The organism is Bradyrhizobium sp. (genome assembly GCF_049519115.1).
GTDB lineage: Bacteria > Pseudomonadota > Alphaproteobacteria > Rhizobiales > Xanthobacteraceae > Bradyrhizobium.
The window spans coordinates 1-18051 of sequence record NZ_JBEKRB010000028.1 but is presented as its reverse complement, the minus strand read 5'-3'; the positions used below and the strand labels follow the sequence as shown (position 1 = coordinate 18051).

The following is an 18051-nucleotide window of genomic DNA, read 5'->3' as shown; positions in this document are numbered from 1 at the left end:
CCGCCAGGGCGAGGGTTTGCTTCGCGCGCCATCGCGCAAAATCGGCTTGCCGATGCTTACTGCTTGTTGATCCCGGCGTCGCGAATGATCTTGCCCCACTTCTCGCTCTCGCGGTCGATGAATTGCCCGAACTCCGGACCTGGCAAGTAGTGGGCATCGAGACCCTGCACGGCCAGCTTCTCCTTGATCGTTGAATCGGAGAGGGCTAGCGCGATTTCAGATTGCATCCGCTCGACGATGGGGCCGGGGGTGGCGGCGGGCGCCATGAAGCCGTACCAGCCGAGCGAGACAACGTCTTCGCCCTGTTCGCGCAGCGTTGCAGCTTCCGGATAGACGGAGCTGCGCTCATCGGAGAAACATCCCAATACGCGCAGCGTACCAGCTTTGATATGGGGCAGGGCCGCAGGCAGCGCGGTGGTAGTCGCATCGACACGCCCGGCCAGAAGTTCGACGTAGGACGGTGCATCGCCGCCGAAGTGCACAGCGACGCCTTTGAAGCCGGCAGTTCTCATGAGTAGTTCTGCGGCGAGATGCGGTTGATTACCGGGCGTCGGCGTCGCAAACGTCGCGCCATCCGGTTTTGATTTCGCATAAGCGACGAACTCCTTGAGGGTCTTGTAGGGTGCGTTCGCGTTGACGATCAGAAACAACGGGACGATCATCGCCATCGCGATGGGGCGCAAATCCTTGCGCGGGTCATAGGTGAGCTTGCCGAACATGGCTTCGGCCGTTTCGTAAGGCGCGGCCGCATAGAGGAACGTGTAGCCGTCCGACTCGGCCCGCGCGACGGTTTGGTTGGCGATGGTCGAACCCGCGCCCGGTCTGTTTTCAACGAAGAATTTCTGGCCCATCCTGCTTTCGAAATACTCGGCGAGGATACGCAGCGAAATGTCGCTGGAGCCGCCGGCGGCATAGGTCGAAATCAACCGCACCGGACGGGCCGGCCACGCCTCGGTCGAAGACGCCGCGATGGCCGGACCGAACGTTGCTCCGGCAGCGACACCGCCCAACAGAGCCCTGCGAGTCATCTTCATGGCGTTCTCCTTCTCGTCCAGGTTGGTATTGCCGCGCAGCTTTCCGTCGAACGAAAACTGCGGCACGAGTCACTATGGAAGAAATACCGAAAGGGCGATGATTTCACAGAATTTCTTTGCCGGTCAGCATAGGAAGCCGTTGAGGGCGAACGTTTGGTCCGCCGGTTCGAGCCCCATCACTGCGATGTGACGGTGCGCCAGCCCTGGCGGGGCCGATGAAGCCGTTTCGCGCGACGCGTGAAACAGCGCTGAAACAAAGCCGGCGCAGCATCCAGGGAATTGATGAACAAAGGAGTTCGCTCAATGCTTGCGGAGAAGTTCTTTCTGGTGCTGGAGGCCCTCATTAAAGGCCAGAGCGAGAGGGTGCCGACCTATTCCGATGGTGCCCCGCGCGTGGTGAGTTCGTCGGCGCATGTGCCGGTGGTACTGCCGGGGCGCTCGCTCAAATGATAAAGACCCGCCGCTTGCCAGATCCGTGGACGGTGAGAAATATCCCTTCGGCGCTAGTGGAGTGGATTTGACATTCGCTACCCGGCAGCCCAGCAATCGAGATGCGAATGTCAAAGCCAGAAACTCCACTGGAAAGCCATGTTTGCGAGTGGTCCTTTGATTCTAACATTTGCAAAAGTGCCTACCAAATCGGTATACAAATGTTAGAATCGGACCACTAGCGGCGGGGCAGGTGCGCTTTCGGCAGCACGCAATGGATTCCCTTGTTGAGGTCCACCATCTGCGTGACGCGCAGGTCGGCAGCGAGCGAGCAAAGCGTGTAGGCGTCCTGACGGGAAATGCCGGAGTGCTCGCAGACCAGCGCGATCATGTCGCGCAGCGCCTGTTTGACGGCATCGTCGAGATCCTCGTCAAAACCCATTGTGATCCAGGCGTCCGGCTTCTCCGCGCGCGGCGTCGTCAGCTTTATGTCCTTGCGCACATGGAGCTCGAAGGTGCCGGTGAGTGGCGTCTCGATCGCGGTCAAGCAAACCTCGCCGTCGCCCTGCACGCCATGACCGTCGCCGGCCGAGAACAAGGCGCCGGGAACGAAGACCGGGAAATAGGTCGTGGTCCCGACGCCAAGTTCCTTGTTGTCCATGTTGCCGCCAAAGGCGCGCGGCTGGGTCGAGGACAGCCGCCCCCATCCAGGCGCCGGTGCTACGCCAAAATTGCCGAAGAACGGCGCGAGCGGCAGTTCCTGTCCCCAAGGCATCTTGGCGATGTTGCGATCGCGATCGAGCGGGATATGGAGCCGCCGCAATTCGGGGAAATCCTCCGGCAGGGTACCCCAGAACGGCAGCTGAAGATTCCAGCCCCAATCGGTGCGAAACTTGATGTCGAGCAAACGCACCTCCAAGACGTCGCCGGGCTCAGCGCCCTCGACATAAATCGGGCCGGTCAAAAGATGCGGCCCCGGACCGCGAGACGTCGTTGCCAAGACTTCCTTGTGATCCGGCAAGACCTGGAAGCCTGACGCCGGCTCCGGCATGTCCTCGGGCTCGCCGGACAGCGTCTCGATGGTCACGCGATCGCCGGAGGCGATCCTCAAGACAGGCGGCAGCGCGGCATCCCACAGACCCCAATGCACATTGCCGGGTGTCGAAGGCAGGTGATGTTCCATGGTGTCTCCTTAAGCTCAACGCCGTCCGTCGTTGCAACAACAATGCCACCGCGCGGGCGTTTTGGCCGCGGCTGGCGGCGCGGCCCCTCGGCTTTTCCTGGTATTTTCGGGTGGCTCACGTTTATGAGGCAATAAGCGCCGAGGGTGCCATCCGTCCAATCTCAAACCTCACGAGATCAGAGTTTAGGGGCCGGTGCGGCGCAGCTAAAAAGCCCGCACTTCGGCATCACACTTGTTTGTCTGGCAGGCGGAGCGTCAGGCCGTCGAGCGCTGGAATGATGATCGGCTCGTGACGGCTGCGCGGGCACAACGCGTCCTACGCGGCGTGCAGAATTTCGGGGTCCTTTTTCGAACCGTCCAGCCAGCCGACGAAACGTGCCATCAGGTTGTAGGATTCTCCGCTATCGTTTGGAGAGAACGGGTCGGTGTAGCATCTGGCGCCTGCCGCCTTCGCGATCGCTGCCACAGCTTCGGTCATGGCGGGCGCACCCGCCGTATAGACGACGTCTTCCGGCGATAGCGACGGCAGGTAATCGATCGGCCGGCCGCTTCTGATAGCGAATGAGACGCTCTGCGGTTCCGATACGACCGGGACGATGGTGACATTTGGAAATCGTGCCAGCCGGCATAGCGCGCTGTGCATGTAGAACGACTTCAGCTTTCGAGTGGCAACGACAAACGTCAGCTCACGCTGCGGCCGCTCGGTGATGGCCGCAGCCGCGATCGCCCACATCGGCGCGAACCCTGTCCCGCTGGCGACCAGGACCACGCGACCGCGATGTTCGCGCCTGTGAAAGGCGCTGCCGAATGGACCCGTCAACCTGACGCGGTGGCCGACACAAATCTTGCTTCCAAGCGCCGATGATACAGTTCCATGCGGCAGGCGGCGGATGTGAAAATGCAGCCGGCGAATATTCGGGGGGCCTTCGAGAGGGTAGGTCGGGCTATAGCAGCGTTCCGCGAAACCGCGGAATTGCAATTTGCAATATTGGCCCGGCAAATGCCGGAATGGCTGTGGGAGTTCAAGGCCGACGCCGACGACGTCGGGCGCGAGCCGGACCAATTCGGACACGCGCGCCGGTATCGAAACCGGTTCAGGGGTCGGCTCGGCGACCACCTTGAGATCCGAGACTACCCGCGCCTGGCAGGCGTGGATCATGTCGCTGCTCTCATCGGTGCCGCCGAATACCTTGCCGTCCACGAGGCGTACCCGGCAGGACCCGCAAATGCCGCTGCGGCAGTCGTAGGGCAGCTCGACGCCACTCGTCAGTGCGCCGTCGAGCAGGAGATCGCCGCAATTCATGAGAAACGTCTCGTTGTTGAAGTCCACCTTGCAAATCTTTGTCATTACTCCACCTCAATACGAATGGGTCGCACGTGCCGCGTATGCGCGATCTGGCTGTGGTCGAAGGCTGCGACGCGCATGAAGACGCCCGTCTTGATCGGCACGTCAAACTTGCTGTGCGTATCGAGCCGGCGCGCGACCTCGAGCGACCAGTGACCGGACGCCCATCGCCCCGCACATCGAACGTCGGCGCGATCGCCTGAAAACTCCCCGGATATGATGACCCCGGGAATGACGGTGCCGACCGGTATCTGACGATCCAGTTCCCTCGTATACGGGACGGATTCGGCCTCCGTCATGAACCAGCGCGCGCCTTCGTTCTCGCCGACCTCCGGATCGAGATCTATGGTTCCCATTGCCGCTGATGTTGCGGCGAGATCCTTCGGCAGCCGAAGTGGCTTGACCAATTGATCGCGGTCCGCCGGATCCAGATGCGCGTCGAAATTGTTGAAATAGTTCGCAGTGCCCGGGTCGGGCTCGAACCCGCCCCTGTACGGGGCGGCGTTACGTAACTGCGTAGGGGTTGGCTCCAGCGGCGGACCGAAATGATCGTCATCCATCCAACCGCTCGGACCAGTGCTGGTGGCCTTCCATTGCCACACGTCGGCGTAAATTCCGGCAGCAGGCGTGTAGTGCAAGCCTCTCCCGGTCATCGTCTCGGGCACACCGTCAATCGGCTGCGGACTCGCATGGAAGGTGTGGTCGCCTGCCAATGTCAGGTCCAGCGTCGTAAACAGGACGGCGAACTTGTCTTCATTATAGGCATGCTCGTCGCTTCGCTCAAAGCCGTCGTGAAGCAGTTGCCAGCCGCCGGCCCGCTTGATGAGCGGCAGTTGCTTCAACGATCGTGTCGGATCGTCCCAGTCGAACAGGAAATAGGCCCAGGTGCCGTCATGCACCGCGCGGATATTGATTCTGGTTTCGCCTTTGCCGTCGAAATTGTCGCCCTGATTGGTCATCAGCGAGAACGGCTGAATGTTGCGCCAGGCCGGGTCGGATGTGTCGCCGTCAAGAATCGGGGCCTGCGCGCTCGCGATACGGTGCACGCGCAAGCCGTCAACCACTAGCCAGTCCGTTGCGATCATGAGCCAGGTGCCGAGGATCGCTACCGACGCCGCAACGACGAGAGGGTTTGATTGCAATGTAGCGTCGCGCTGCTTGGCGGTGCCGGGCGCCGCCTTCCGCTGCGGGTGTGGTTGCCGGGATTGCGGCGCCGGCTGCTCGGACTGTTCGACGAGCAATGTGAGCAGTTCCACTGCATCAAGGCGGGGTGGAGGAGGCGGCAGGCGTTGGGGACGAAAAATACGAAACAGCTGCGACGTGCCGCCGATCATGACCTGGACGAGAATATGCAGGCAGGTGAAGACCGGAATTGCCCAGCTCGCCCACCAATGTGCGGCCGCCACGTTTTGGCCCGCGAGCAGACCAAAATAGAGAAGGCCGCCGCTGGCGATCAGAATCGTCATCGCGAGGAAGAAGAACCACGCAAGAACGACGCTGACGGCACCAAGCCGGCCTTGCTTTCGTCCAATCAAGGTACGCAGACGGATTTTATCCAGTTGAACACGGCGGCTCAGGCCGGATCGGGTCAAATAGACCGTATAGGCGACCGCAATCGCGACCAGCGCGATAGCTGCTTCGATGTGCAGGGTCCAGACATTGGTCCGCGGCAGCAGCGCGTCGAACAAGTTGATCCACGTTCGGCCTGGCGCCTCCGTCGCGATACGCAGGCCGCTGACAAACGCAGCCCCGACGGCTGCGACAAGCAGCCAGTGCAGGATGATCGTGCCGTAATCGGTCCTGCGTTGTCTCATCCGCACGCTCCCTCGTTACGAAAGCGGCGATTCCTAAGTCCAGTGCGGCGCGCGGCCGTCGCGCGCCGGGCAGATGCGTAACACGGCCTTACACTCGATATATCCAAGCGCGGCTGTACGGTACGAAACTGACGCTTACTCAACTATCCGTCCCCCTCGTGAGAGATCGCCTGGCCGGCGATCAAAATCATCTCCTTGTTCGTCGACGTGCGGCCCCGCCGTCCAACGGCGATGCCGCCGCGAACGATGTGCCGATTTGCGCGTGGTTGGTTACCTGTCGATCTTCATACTACCGAGCGAATGCGCAAAGCATGCTAAGCTTGCCATTTTTTTTCCCTTTTGTTGCATGTGGCGCTGTCCCGCCAACACCGTCGACGGAACGGGATAAAGAGTTATTCAGTTCGGGATAAAGAGTTATTCAGTTTCATGGCGTCAATCGGCCGAGACAAGGGCCGATGCTTGCCCAAGCAAGGTGATAGCCGGACGATTCTATGACTTCGATCAAGGCGCGCGGCATCCTCGTTGCATCGTGTTTGGGCGCGCCTGACGCCGCTGTCGTGCCGCTCGAAGCCGCCGCGCGTGTCTACAAGTGAACTCTTCGAGTTGGCTCGCTTGATCGATCGTCTCGTGGTCAGAAAGCCGCAGCAGGGACCGTCCACGGTCCAATTGCTGCCGGAAAATGGACAGCATCTGTCGCCAAAGCAAGTTGGACTGGCGAACGACGAGGAGACGGAAGAGAGGGGGAACACCGTGCAAGATCGTTTGCGACAGACTTTACGGTTCGGACCGAGCAGTTGGCTGGCTGCCTCGGCGGCGGGCGATCCTGTATTGTACGGTCTGCGCGAGAGCGCGCGACGAATGACCGGCATTGCCGCATTCAGCGGCGTGATCAATCTGTTGATGCTGTCCGGCTCTCTCTACATGCTCCAGGTCTACGACCGCGTCATTCCGAGCCGGAATCTTGCAACGCTGACGGGTCTCTCGCTGATGGTGCTGCTTGCCTACCTGATTCAGGGATATTTCGAAGCGCTGCGATCACGCATGTTGTGCCGTGTGGCGACGCTTTTTGATGTCGGCCTTCAGGAGGCGATCCACAATGCGCTGGTGACGTTGCCGCTTCGCGGCGTGAAACCGTCGGCCATGCAGCAGCCATCGCGCGATCTCGAGCAGGTTCGCGCCTTCATGTCGGGCATGGGTCCGACGGCGTTCCTGGACATGCCCTGGATTCCAATCTTCCTGATTGGACTGTTTCTGTTTCACCCCGCGATCGGCGTAACCGCGCTGATCGGCACCATCTCCATTGTGGCCATGATGTTCCTGACTGAACGCCTGTCGCGCGATGCGGCCAGGGCCGCGACGGAATCCAGCGCACAGCGGCAGGAGCTCGTGGGTACCATCCAGCGCAATGCCGAGGTGATCCGCGCGCTCGGCATGACGGATCGATTCAAGGCGCGGTGGTCGCAATCGAACGAGCGATACCTGCGGGAAAATATGCGCGCCAGCGACCTGTTCGCCAATCTCGGCTCGGGCGCCAAGGTGCTGCGTTATGTCCTGCAGTCCGGGATGTTGGGAATGGGGGCGTATCTGGTCGTCACCGACAGCGCTTCGGGCGGCATCATGATCGCCTCGTCGATCATGATGGGACGGGCATTGGCGCCGGTCGAGGTCGCATTGTCCAGCTGGAAGCAGCTTGTCGCCGCACGCCAGGGCATCGCGCGGCTGCGCGAGGTTTGCAAGGCAACGGCGAGACCTCCTGTCCCGGCAGTGTCCTTGGCGCGCCCGTGCCGCGAACTCGCCGTCCAGCAGCTCACGGTCACCGCACCTGCCAGCGACACGCCCATCGTCTCGAGCGTCAGTTTCTCGCTCAAGGCCGGCATGGGATTGGCCTTGCTGGGAGCCAGCGCATCCGGCAAGACTTCGCTGTCCAAGGCGCTGGTAGGAATTTGGCCGGCCAAGGGCGGCGCGGTTCGACTTGATGGCGCGGCGATTGATCAATGGCGAAGCGAGGATCTCGGAAGGCATATCGGCTATTTGCCGCAAGACGTCGCCTTGTTTGACGGTACGATCGCCGAAAATATCTGTCGCTTCGATGAAGGCGCGACTTCCGAGGCGATCATAAAGGCGGCGCAGATCTCGGGCGTGCACGATCTTGTCGTGCGGCTGCCCAATGGCTATTCGACCCAGATCGGTCAGGGCGGCTCGTCGCTGTCGGCGGGCCAGCGGCAGAGAGTAGGACTTGCACGCGCGGTCTATGGCGACCCGTTTCTGATCGTCCTCGACGAGCCTAATGCTAACCTGGATGCCGACGGTGAGAACGCGTTGAGCCGCGCCATTAAGATCCTGCGGCAGAACAAGAGCATCGTCATCGTGATATCGCATCGTCCAAGCGTGATTGCCGCGTTGGATATGGCGCTCGTGCTTTACGAAGGAAAGTCGATCGCCTTCGGCTCGTGCCAGGAGGTCTTCGCGCGCGTGGGCGCCTCCAGGACGCAAGGCGCGCCAGCCCGGCCGCAGCCGCGCGCCGCACCTAATCCCGCGCCGCGCGCCGCGCCTAATCCTGCGCCGCGCGCCGTAGCCCCGGAAAGCGTCTAGCCATGCCGTACTCTCAAGATCATCGACACCTCGATGGATCTGATCGGAACTGGCGCAGCGAGGCGGATGCCGACCGCGTCGGACCGCAGGGTGAAGCGCTGATTCTCGAACTTCAGCGCTTGCGCCAAGCGCTCCATAGCGAGCGCGGCGACAACCGGAATCAGCCTGGTTCGTCCGGGCGCGGCGAAACGCGGAAACGTCAGGCGCCGCGCAAACCACAACCGGCTCGTCCGAGACGAAAACCAAAGAGCACCGTCAAGCTTGCGATCGATCTCTGGATGAAGTCGTTCGGCACCAAGGCTCCGGTCCAGGCCGAAGACGGCAGCAATCCCCCGGTTGAGCCGGTCGTGTGGCCACCGCACCGGCAAAGTCCCCCTATCTTTCCGAGCGATCCCATCTACATGGATCTGCGCAAGCCCGCGCCGAACATCGCTTCGCGCGAGGATGCGCCGCTGCCGAAAGTTGACGGCGACCGCGCCGCGGCGCCAGCCGCCCGGCCCGAGGTCAACACCGCGGTTGCGGAGCTGATCGGCAAGTGCCGAAACGGTCTGATGGAGGGCGCCGCCTTCATTCTCGATCGTGACGGTGCTGCGCCCCCCACTGACGGGTCCGATCACAGCCTGCAGACGGGCGTTCGATGGGCGTTCGAACACGAGTTGCGCGTCGGCCTTCGGGTTCTCCTGGTTGGCGGGATTCTGGGTGGAGGCTGGGCTGCGTTCGTACCGCTCGCGGGCGCGGTCGTCGTGCCCGGCAATCTCGTCGTGCAATCGAACGTCAAGAATATCCAGCATCCGACCGGAGGCGTTGTCGCTGACATCGGTGTACAGGATGGCAGCCGGGTGCAGCCGGGCGAACTCCTGTTGCGGCTGGACGCGACCCAGGCCCGAGCCGGCTTGCAAATGGTGAGCAAGCAGCTCGATGAGTTGGGGGCGAAAATCGCTCGTCTGGTGGCCGAGCGCGATGGTCTTGCTCGGATAGAAGTTCCTGTAGAGCTTGCATCACGTTCGGGAAATGAGACGGTAAAAAGCCTGCTTGCGTCGGAGGATTCGCTGTTCAAGGCTCGCTTCACCGCGCGCCAAAGCCAGAAGGATCTGTTGCAGGGTCGGGTTGCGCAATTGACCGAGGAAATCGTGGGCCTCGAGGCGCAGCTCGATTCCAAGGCCAGGCAATTGGAACTGATTGCGGGCGAGTTGACGGGCGTGCAGGAACTGTATGACAAGCACCTCGTTCCGCTGACCCGGCTGACGACGTTGCAGCGGGAATCCGCGCGAATCGAAGGCGAACGCGGGCAGATCGTGTCCTCGATAGCCGAGACGAAATCAAAGATCGGCGAGACCCAGTTGCAGATGGTCCGCGCGGATCAGGATTTTCGCACCGATGTCGTGAAAGAGCTTGGCGAAGCCCAGGGCAAGGAGGCCGAACTCGTTGAGCGCAGCGTTTCGGCGCGCGACCTGCTCGACCGTATCGAGATCCACGCCCCGGTAGCCGGTGTCGTTCATCAGCTGGCCGCGCATACCATTGGCGGAGTCATTCGCGCCGGCGATACCATCATGGAAATCGTTCCTGATACGGAAGACTTGCAGATCGAGGCGCGGCTTCAACCCAAGGATATCGACCAGGTGCGTACCGGTCAGTCGGCCTTTGTCCGGTTTTCGGCTTTCAATCAGCGTGTGACGCCGCAGCTCACCGGCTCCGTCTCCTATGTCTCGGCCGATACCAGCCGTGACCAGCAGACCAACGCGCCTTATTTCACGGTGAGAGTTGTCCTGTCGGACCAGGAGCGCCGGCGACTTGCCGGTCAACAGCTCGTGCCGGGAATGCCTGCCGAGATTTTCATGCAGACGCGAAGCCGGACGATGATGAGCTATCTCTTCAAGCCGATCGCCGATCAGATGCGCCGCGCCTTCGTCGAGCAGTGAATCGTTTTTGTAATTTCGATCGTTGCCACAATCCTGCGCGCGCGAAACATCGTCTGTTCGCGCGCCTGCACATGGCGTTGCCTCATTTTTCCAACCTTGCAGGCACATTTCGTCGCGCAACATGACGTTTGTTTCGCCGCATCGTGACATCGGTGACGGAGCGCGTGTGATTTCGAGGCACGAGGATGGCGGCGAAGCGTTGTCGCATTTCCGAGCAAGACGACTTGCTCACGGGCGTTTCGTTGTCAATTCGTCATCGTCCAGACAATACCCGAGCGAAGGCATCTCAAGGCCGCCAACCTGACACAGTCGCCGCAAACAATGCGATGCACTTGGTGTTGCGAGGCAGAGGGAGAAAATAAAAATGATCACAGTTCCAACGACGATCCGGGATACTGAAGGGTTGGATGGGGTATCGATCACCCAGGTCGGCAACGACTTCACCACGACGATTGCGGGCGCTCTGAATACGTCGACCGATCTGGCGCAGGCCGGCGCGGTTTTCAACGACGCGGTCCGCCTTTCCGATGGCGGGCTCTGGACAGGTTCTACCCAGCTCGAAGCGTCGAGTGCCAACAATGAACAGCCCTATGAGCCGATGTATCTGCAGGACATCAACGCCGTGCAGGCCGATGTCACCGCGATGCTGGCGAATCCGAATGCGATTACCGTTGGCGGTCAGGCGATTACAGATCCGGGCTTGATCGCCGAACTTCAGACCATGCAGGGTCAGCTGGCGACGCTGCAGCATGAGGCGCCGCTGTCGGTCGGCAACAGCGCAGCCGAGGTCGCGGCGCAAGGAACCATCGCACTTACTCAGCAGCAAATTCTGTCGGAAGTGAACGGCGATGCCACATTGGCAAGCGCGTTGAACGGGGCGGCCTACCAAAGTGGTACCGGCTTTACCAATGTCGGCTTCCAGGCGCTGCCGACAGGGAGCGATTCAGCCGCGAGCCTTGGAGCGGCCGAGGGCTCGGCCACGGCGCCTCCGACCCTTGCGCAGATCGGTTCCGTCTTCAACGCGGCCCACGATCTTGAGGTCGGAGGATTGAATGCGAACAATCTCACCGAGTTCAACGCCGACATGCAGGCGATCGTGACGGGCCTGACGAACATCATCAACAGTCCGACGGCTCTCGCCAGCATCGAGGCGAACGAGCAGGCAGGCATGTCCCCGCAGGGACAGGCGCTGACGGCTCAACAAGAGCAGGCCCTGACGACGATTCACCTCGAAACGGCGCTCAACCAGATCGAAATGCAGATCAACAAATTCGATCCGATGTATGCGACCAATCCCAATGACGCCGCCCGGTCGACGAATGACAACATTCTCGACATCGTCGACATCGTGAATAACGATGCCGCCCTGGCGACCGCGGCCGGCGACGTTTCCGTTGCCAACAACGGCGCGCAGCCAAATCAGACCTTCGGCGCGAGCACGGGTGGATTTGGCGAGATGCCCGGCTACCTCAATGGCATCGGCGGGGTGAACGACCACGGCGGCACCATCCTGCAGTTTCAGGACAACCAGGCTCAAACCAACTTCTGGTCGCAGTTCATTGCGGAAGCCAATCAGTTGAACACGACGCTTGGCGGTATCGCCAACGGTACGGTTCAGCCGACCGCTTCCCAAGTCCAGTCGCTGATCACTGAGATCAACAATTACAACGAGTTTGGGGCGAGCTTCACCGGTTCGCAAGGCGGGGTGTTCGGCGATCGGTTCGACAACGAATTGCTCTCAGGTACGCTCAAAACCGACACCGCGAACGCGGTATCCGCCCTGCAAAGCGTCGAGGCCAACGGCCTGAATGCCACCAACGCCGCTCAGTTGGTCGCGGCAGGGGTCGGTTTTGTTGCTGACGCCAACGACGTCTCAGGCAACAATTTGCCGACCGGAGGCGGTTCGTTCGTAGGCACCGCGACCACTGCCGCCGGCGCCACCACGACGGGGGCGGCCACCGCCGGAACCACCGTTCCGGTTTCCGGAGCGGTTGATGGCAATGATAACCCGACGGCAAACCCGGTCGACGGACTGGCCAACAACGGCTTTGGGGTCTCGAATCCGGATCCGAATGCGACCCAGTCGGCCGGTAGCTCCGGTTCTACTAGCTCCGGTTCCGGGACCGATTCAGGTGGAACTTCGACGTCAACGCTTTCCAGTGCCATCGCCGGCGATATCGCCAGTCTAGTCCAGGCCCTGGAAGGCGGACATTCGAGCGCGATCAGCGCGGCCGTCGCAACCTTGACGGCGGCGATCAGCGGTAACTCCGGTAGCGCGGCTGGCGGCGGCGGCGCAGGCAACAGCGGCGCAGGAAGCAGCGGGGCAGGCGGCATGCAGGGCAGCAACGGAAGTTCGCCCATCGGGGAGACCGGAGGCAACGAGTTCTCGGATCACGGCTTCGGTCACCATCATCAATTCGAGCACATGTGGCACTGACGGGCATTGAAGTAACGCATCCGCGAGCCGAAGAGCGCCCTTGTCATCATCTTGTGACAGGGGCGCCTTTCGGCGATCAGATTTGAGCGTCTGAGCGTCGGTCGTCTCAACGCGATCAGATCTTGCGGGTCCAGGTTGCGGCATTGACGGCGCCGTCCGGCACCGCGCGAGAGACGAGAGCACGCACCTGTTCCACGGTGTGCAGCGCCTGCGCCTCGATGGCGGGCGGAGTAAGTCCGCCAATATGCGGCGTCGCGATCACGTTCGGCATGGCTGCAATGGCAGGCGTCGGCATCTGATCCGGAGCGCGGCCGACATCGAGCGCGGCGCCGGCGATTTTCCCCTCGGCGAGGGCGGCGGCAAGGGCGGTCTCGTCGACCAGGTTGCCGCGCGAGACGTTGATGAACACCGCGTTGCGGCGCATCCGCGCAAAGGCCTCGGTGTTCATCAGTTTCTCGGTCGCCTCGTTGGCAACCGCAAGGCAGACCACATGGTCGGAGCTTGCGAGCAGCGTCGCCAGATCGACCTGCTCGAAGTCCGGCTCATCGACGGTCACACAGGGGTCGGAAATCAGCACCCGCATGCCCATGCCCGCTGCGAGTGGCGCCACCGCACGGCCGATCGCGCCATAGCCGATGATGCCGATGGTGGTGCCGGCCAACTGCCGCCCCATGTGTGCAGTCGGCGCCTGCCCAGATTGATAGGCGGCGGTAGCGCGCGAGATGCCGCGGTTGAGATCGACAAGGAAGCCGAACACCAGCTCGGTGACGGACTCGACGAAGCCCGGTTTGGCGCGGGTGACGAGGATGCCGTGCATCGATGCCGCAGCAATGTCGATGTTGCGGATATCGACTGCGCAGCGCAGCGCTGCTTTCAATGAGGGCAGGGCGTCGAAAATTGGCGCCGGCAAGGCAGTGGCGCGATCGGCCACGATGAGGTCGCATCCCCGCGCCGCCGCAATCAGCTTCTCGCCTTCGAGGGTTTCGTCACCCTGATGCAGCACCACCTCGCCGAGCGAGGTGAGACCGGCAAGCGCGCGGGCGCCGTAGTAGTTGTCGCGCATATGGGGTGTGTGGGTGAGGAGAATTTTCATCGTTCAACTGCCCGGTTCAATAACCCATCAGCTTCGGCAGGAACGTGCTGATATCAGGCACAAAGGCGATGATCAAAAGGCACGCAAACAGCAATCCGAGATAGCCCAGCATCGGCCGTACCGTCTGTTCGACTGGAACCTTGCCGATGAGACAGGCGCCGTAAAGCCCGAGGCCCAGCGGCGGCGCAAACAGGCCGATGCCCATCGCGATCACCAGTACCACGCCATAATGCAGCGGCGCGATACCAAGATGACCGGCCACAGGCACCAGCAGCGGCCCGAAGATGATCAACGCCGCCGCGCCCTCCAGCACCGAGCCCATCGCGATCAGGATCGCAATCGACAGCAGCATGAAGAGCCAGGTACCGCTCTCATGCGACAATCCCACCATGAACTCGCCGACGGCGTGCGGCACCTGCTGCAACGTCAAGACAAAGGCGAGCGATTGCGCCGCCGCGACGATGAACAGCACGAGCCCGGAGCGCGCGGCCGCGTGGACGAAGCTGCGCCAGGCGGCGGCCGCCGTCAGTTCGCGGAACACCAAAGCTCCGACCACGATGGCGTATAAGGAAGCGAAGGCGGAGATTTCGGTCGCGGTGGCAAAGCCCGATTTGAAGCCGATGAAGATCATCGCGATCAGACCGAGCGAAACGCCGCCGCCAAGCCACATCTGCCGCGTCGCCGCGCGATTCTGAGGCGCAGGCACAGGCGCCGTCGAGGGGTTGCCGAATAGAACCGACACGCCGATCAGGGCCGCGGCCATCAACGCTGCCGGAAGAAGTCCCGCGGCAAACAGGCCGCCGATCGAGAGATTGGCGACAAAGCCAAGGATGATCAGATTGATGCAAGGAGGGATGGTCTCGGCCATCACGGCGGATGCCGCCAGCAGCGCCACCGATGAGCCGGGGTTCTGCCCGGATTTGCGCGATGCCGGAATCAGCACGGCGCCGACCGCCGCGACATCGGCCATCTTCGAGCCGGAGATGCCCGAGAACAGCACCATCGCGGTGACCATCACCACGTTCAGGCCGCCGCGCATCCGCCCGACTAGGCGTTGTAAAAGTTCGATTAGCCGCACCGACATGCCGTTGGCTTCCATCAGGTAGCCAACCAGAAGGAAAAACGGAATCGCCAGCAGCACGAAATTGTCGATGCCCCGGGCCATCTGCTGGGCGAAGATCACGCCGGGCAGAGTGCCCTCGGCCCAGATGAAGATCAGCGCCGCGAGCGCCAGCGCAAAGCCGATGGGGAGGCCACCGGCGAGCGTGAGCGCAAAGCCCCATAGCATCAGCGCGCCCGAGGACGGCATGGCATCTGGGACGAACGTATCGCCCAACAAAAAGATGCCAACCACAACGGCGAGAATGACGGCTGCGCGAGAGACACGCCGCCAGTCTCGCTCGAACAGAATCTCGGCGGCAAACACCGTCATGCAGGCCGCGCCCAGTCCCATCGGGTAGAAGGTCAGCTGTAATGGCAGGCCGGAGCCGGTGGTTTGGCCTGATGTGATCCAGCCGAGTTCGATGGCGTGGAAGGCGACGTAGGCCGCGACGACCAGCACCAGCGCGGCGCCCACGTCGTCAACGACGCGCTGCCAGCTTTCTGGAAGCAGCGAACGGAAAAACACCACGCCGGGATTTTCCCCGCGGGCGAGTGCGGAAGCCGCGCCAAAAAAACTCGAGGCCACCATCAGCCCGCGTGCGACGTCGTCGGCCCATTCGACCGGGGCGATGAACAGCGAGCGGGCCAGCACCGAGTAGATCACGACCGCGAGGTCGGCGGCGAGTAAGCCCGCCGCGATCGTGTCGGTGAACTTCAGCAGCGTGCCGGTGATCCGCCGCGTGGCGGCGGCCGGCGCGTCGGGCAAAGTGATTGCCGCGTTCCGCATCGTCACGCCGCGGTGGCGCGGATCAAATCGACCACACCCTTGGCGTCCGGATGCGCCTTGACGAAGGCTTCGCTCTGCGGGACGACGCGCTTGCGGAACGCCTCGCGGTCGCAATCGATTACGGTGACGCCCTTGTCCTTCAGTTGTGTCAGTGCTTCCTTCTCCACGCCAAGTCCATGGGCGCGGGTGTCGGCGGCCGCCTTTTTGGCTGCATCGAGGAAAGTGTCACGCGTCGCAGGCGGCATGCGATTGAAGGTCGCTTCAGAGAAGTAGATCGCGAGCGGCGAGAAATTGTGCTGGGTGAGCGAGTAGAATTTCGCGGTCTCGTAGAATTTCGAGGCGACGATGGTTGGCGGGTCATGTTCCAGCCCATCGAGCACGCCGGCCTGGAGCGCGGTGTAGATCTCGCCAAACGCCATCGGTGTGGCGGCAGCTCCCATCAGGCGCAGGCACTCGGTGATCACGGGGTTTGGCAGGGTGCGGATCTTCAGTCCTGCCAGGTCCTCCGGCGCGTTGACCGCCTTGCGCGCCAGCACCGATCGGGAGCCGAAATTATAGGCCCAGGCGATGATGCGGATATTGGCGCCCTTGAGCAGCGCCTGCTCGATCGGCGCGGCCGCACCGTTGTCAAACGCCTTGGTTTGCTGCGGGAACGACGAAAACAGGTAGCCAAGGTCATAGGTACCGACCACCGGCACCAGATTGGCGGCAATGGAGGAGCCGGAAACCATCATGTCGATCACGCCGAGCTTGACCGAGTTGATGACGTCGATTTCCTGGCCGAGCTGATTGTCGGGGAAGAACGTCACTTCCACCTGTCCGGCAAGGCTCGCGGCTGCGATTTGCTTGACGAGGTTGTCGTAATAGACCTTGCCGTTGGCAAACTTCGGATCGTTGGCCTGCGAGGAGGACAGTTTCAATTTCAACACGGCTGCTTCCGCCCGCCCGGTCAGCGCGGGAGCGGCAAGGCCCCCAGCCGCGAGTGCGAGCGACGATCGAAGAAGCCTGCGGCGGTTGACGTAGAAAGACATCATGCTGTTTCCCCCGATGCGCGGGTCTTTGCCCGCGTCTATCTGGGTTCAAAATTAGTCTTATTGGTTCCACCAGCACAAGTGGCCAACCCTGCCAAACGGCACCCGACGAGATCGATCTTGCAGGGCGGTATCCGGGAGGAGGGCACGTCGGTCCGGTCCTGATCAACGGCAGTTCGGTTCATCCATCGAGAGACCGGCCGATTCATCGTCGCTGGCGCACTCATGCTTCGTCTGATGCGACGGCTGTTGCCACAACGCTTTCAGCGCTTCTTTGTCCGCTGCGCGTGCGTCGCGACGCCGATCTTGGCGTTAAGAGCGAATCAAGATGCGCTTTTGCGAATCGTACATCAACACAACAGTGGGAACTTGCTCAGCGAAGCCAGCGATCGAAGGGAACCCTGTGCGAGAAACGCGCAGTGATGCACGATGTTGCCGCGATGTCGGCAAATCTGTGCCTGTTCAGCAACGCTTGCCGACAAACGTGGCAAGCCGTCGGCGCGCGTGTGAACTTTCTGATACCAGCGTCGCTGCGGAAGGATGCCACAACGCGGACGGTGGCGTTGCCGGTGGTCAGATCGGTTATCGCTGGCAGAGCACGAATTGGGTGTTCGGTCTTGAAGCGCAAGGCGATTAGGCAGACCTGAAAGGCCGCAATACTAGCGTCGCCTTTCCAGCCTTTGCCAACGAGTCGAAGGTTGACGTGTTTGGCCTGTTCACCGGCCAGATCGGCTTCGCTGCGAACAACTTCCTCGTCTATCTGAAGGGCGGCGCGGCGGTGGTTTCGGATCGCTACAGCTCGTTCACGACTACCACTAACGTCCTGGTTTCCAGCACCAGCGACGGCAGCCGCTGGGGTGGTACGGTCGGCGTCGGTCTCGAATATGGTTTTGCCAGGAACTGGTCGTTTGCGATCGAATACGACCACATCTTCCTGCAAACCAATTCCTACACCTTCCTGAATAACGGCAACACCGGCGCGGCGGGTACCTTGTTTGGTAACGATCGCATCCGCCAGGATGTCGATCTCGTCACGGCGCGCATCAACTATCACTTCAATATGCCGCTCGTTGCCAAGTACTGAGAAAGTACCGAGCCAGTCCTGATTGTTCCGATCCAATAATTGGAAAGCCCCGCCGGATGAGGCCGGGGCTTTCTTTTGCGTGGTGCGCCCAGCATGGGCGCACTCTTATGGGTGCAAGTCCCATCGTGAGTTGATCACAACGAGCGAAGTGAAGCGCAACTGCATGAGGGCGACCGAGTGTGGGGAGGAAGCGTGGAGCGAA

Annotated in this window: 11 protein-coding genes and 1 pseudogene; 5 read left to right on the top strand and 7 right to left on the bottom strand. The window is 61.7% G+C overall.

The genetic code is table 11. The features are described 5' to 3' along the window. Window positions 1-56: 56 nt before the first annotated feature. Window positions 57-1034, bottom strand: a complete 978-nt coding sequence (locus ABSE61_RS20480) for a Bug family tripartite tricarboxylate transporter substrate binding protein (protein ID WP_423872954.1) — start codon at window positions 1032-1034, stop codon at window positions 57-59. Between the two features lie 303 nt (window positions 1035-1337). Here ABSE61_RS20480 and ABSE61_RS20475 point away from each other — a divergent pair, with 303 nt between their 5' ends. After that, complete coding sequence (locus ABSE61_RS20475; RefSeq protein WP_423872953.1) at window positions 1338-1484, top strand: hypothetical protein; 147 nt, start codon at window positions 1338-1340, stop codon at window positions 1482-1484. Between the two features lie 217 nt (window positions 1485-1701). Here the strand turns inward: ABSE61_RS20475 and ABSE61_RS20470 are convergent, their stop codons facing one another. From ABSE61_RS20470 to ABSE61_RS20460, 3 genes are all read right to left on the bottom strand, one after another. After that, a complete protein-coding gene (locus tag ABSE61_RS20470; protein WP_423872952.1) occupies window positions 1702-2646 on the bottom strand; it encodes an acetamidase/formamidase family protein in 945 nt (314 codons plus the stop codon). Window positions 2647-2962: 316 nt separating this feature from the next. Continuing rightward, the gene (locus ABSE61_RS20465) at window positions 2963-3994 is read right to left on the bottom strand and encodes a 2Fe-2S iron-sulfur cluster-binding protein (protein WP_423872951.1); all 1032 of its coding nucleotides are present in this window, start codon (window positions 3992-3994) and stop codon (window positions 2963-2965) included. Beyond that, window positions 3994-5805 carry an ethylbenzene dehydrogenase-related protein gene (locus ABSE61_RS20460; RefSeq protein ID WP_423872950.1) on the bottom strand — a complete coding sequence of 604 codons (1812 nt, stop codon included), beginning with the start codon at window positions 5803-5805 and terminating at the stop codon, window positions 3994-3996. The genes ABSE61_RS20465 and ABSE61_RS20460 overlap by 1 nt, the downstream gene beginning before the upstream one ends. Window positions 5806-6663: 858 nt before the next feature. On the opposite strand from ABSE61_RS20460, the gene ABSE61_RS20455 reads away from it, so the two are divergent. The 3 genes from ABSE61_RS20455 (at window position 6664) to ABSE61_RS20445 (ending at window position 12753) form a co-directional block, all read left to right on the top strand. Beyond that, window positions 6664-8397 carry a type I secretion system permease/ATPase gene (locus ABSE61_RS20455; RefSeq protein WP_423873014.1) on the top strand — a complete coding sequence of 578 codons (1734 nt, stop codon included), beginning with the start codon at window positions 6664-6666 and terminating at the stop codon, window positions 8395-8397. Window positions 8398-8399: 2 nt separating this feature from the next. Further along, complete coding sequence (locus ABSE61_RS20450) at window positions 8400-10316, top strand: HlyD family type I secretion periplasmic adaptor subunit (RefSeq protein ID WP_423872949.1); 1917 nt, start codon at window positions 8400-8402, stop codon at window positions 10314-10316. Between the two features lie 364 nt (window positions 10317-10680). Next, window positions 10681-12753 (top strand): hypothetical protein, encoded by a 2073-nt coding sequence (locus ABSE61_RS20445; protein WP_423872948.1) that lies wholly within the window; start codon window positions 10681-10683, stop codon window positions 12751-12753. 115 nt (window positions 12754-12868) lie between these two features. On the opposite strand, the gene ABSE61_RS20440 is transcribed toward ABSE61_RS20445, so the two are convergent. Genes ABSE61_RS20440 through ABSE61_RS20430 form a run of 3 tightly spaced genes read right to left on the bottom strand, consistent with a single transcriptional unit; the run spans window position 12869 to window position 16768 of the window. Continuing rightward, entirely contained in the window at window positions 12869-13846 is a 978-nt protein-coding gene (locus ABSE61_RS20440; RefSeq protein WP_423872947.1) for an NAD(P)-dependent oxidoreductase, read from the bottom strand. Between the two features lie 16 nt (window positions 13847-13862). Next, the gene (locus ABSE61_RS20435) at window positions 13863-15734 is read right to left on the bottom strand and encodes a TRAP transporter large permease (protein WP_423872946.1); all 1872 of its coding nucleotides are present in this window, start codon (window positions 15732-15734) and stop codon (window positions 13863-13865) included. Between the two features lie 2 nt (window positions 15735-15736). Then, window positions 15737-16768, bottom strand: coding sequence for a TRAP transporter substrate-binding protein (locus ABSE61_RS20430; protein ID WP_423872945.1), 1032 nt, complete (start codon window positions 16766-16768; stop codon window positions 15737-15739). Window positions 16769-17297: 529 nt separating this feature from the next. Here ABSE61_RS20430 and ABSE61_RS20425 point away from each other — a divergent pair. After that, window positions 17298-17849 (top strand): annotated as a pseudogene (locus ABSE61_RS20425) (outer membrane protein); the annotation flags it as partial. Window positions 17850-18051: the final 202 nt, after the last annotated feature.

Coding starts and splice junctions, on each gene's coding strand:
- ABSE61_RS20480 (WP_423872954.1), bottom strand. CDS start 1,034: ATGAAGATGACTCGCAGGGCTCTGTTGGGCGGTGTCGCTGCCGGAGCA.
- ABSE61_RS20475 (WP_423872953.1), top strand. CDS start 1,338: ATGCTTGCGGAGAAGTTCTTTCTGGTGCTGGAGGCCCTCATTAAAGGC.
- ABSE61_RS20470 (WP_423872952.1), bottom strand. CDS start 2,646: ATGGAACATCACCTGCCTTCGACACCCGGCAATGTGCATTGGGGTCTG.
- ABSE61_RS20465 (WP_423872951.1), bottom strand. CDS start 3,994: ATGACAAAGATTTGCAAGGTGGACTTCAACAACGAGACGTTTCTCATG.
- ABSE61_RS20460 (WP_423872950.1), bottom strand. CDS start 5,805: ATGAGACAACGCAGGACCGATTACGGCACGATCATCCTGCACTGGCTG.
- ABSE61_RS20455 (WP_423873014.1), top strand. CDS start 6,664: ATGACCGGCATTGCCGCATTCAGCGGCGTGATCAATCTGTTGATGCTG.
- ABSE61_RS20450 (WP_423872949.1), top strand. CDS start 8,400: ATGCCGTACTCTCAAGATCATCGACACCTCGATGGATCTGATCGGAAC.
- ABSE61_RS20445 (WP_423872948.1), top strand. CDS start 10,681: ATGATCACAGTTCCAACGACGATCCGGGATACTGAAGGGTTGGATGGG.
- ABSE61_RS20440 (WP_423872947.1), bottom strand. CDS start 13,846: ATGAAAATTCTCCTCACCCACACACCCCATATGCGCGACAACTACTAC.
- ABSE61_RS20435 (WP_423872946.1), bottom strand. CDS start 15,734: ATGCGGAACGCGGCAATCACTTTGCCCGACGCGCCGGCCGCCGCCACG.
- ABSE61_RS20430 (WP_423872945.1), bottom strand. CDS start 16,768: ATGATGTCTTTCTACGTCAACCGCCGCAGGCTTCTTCGATCGTCGCTC.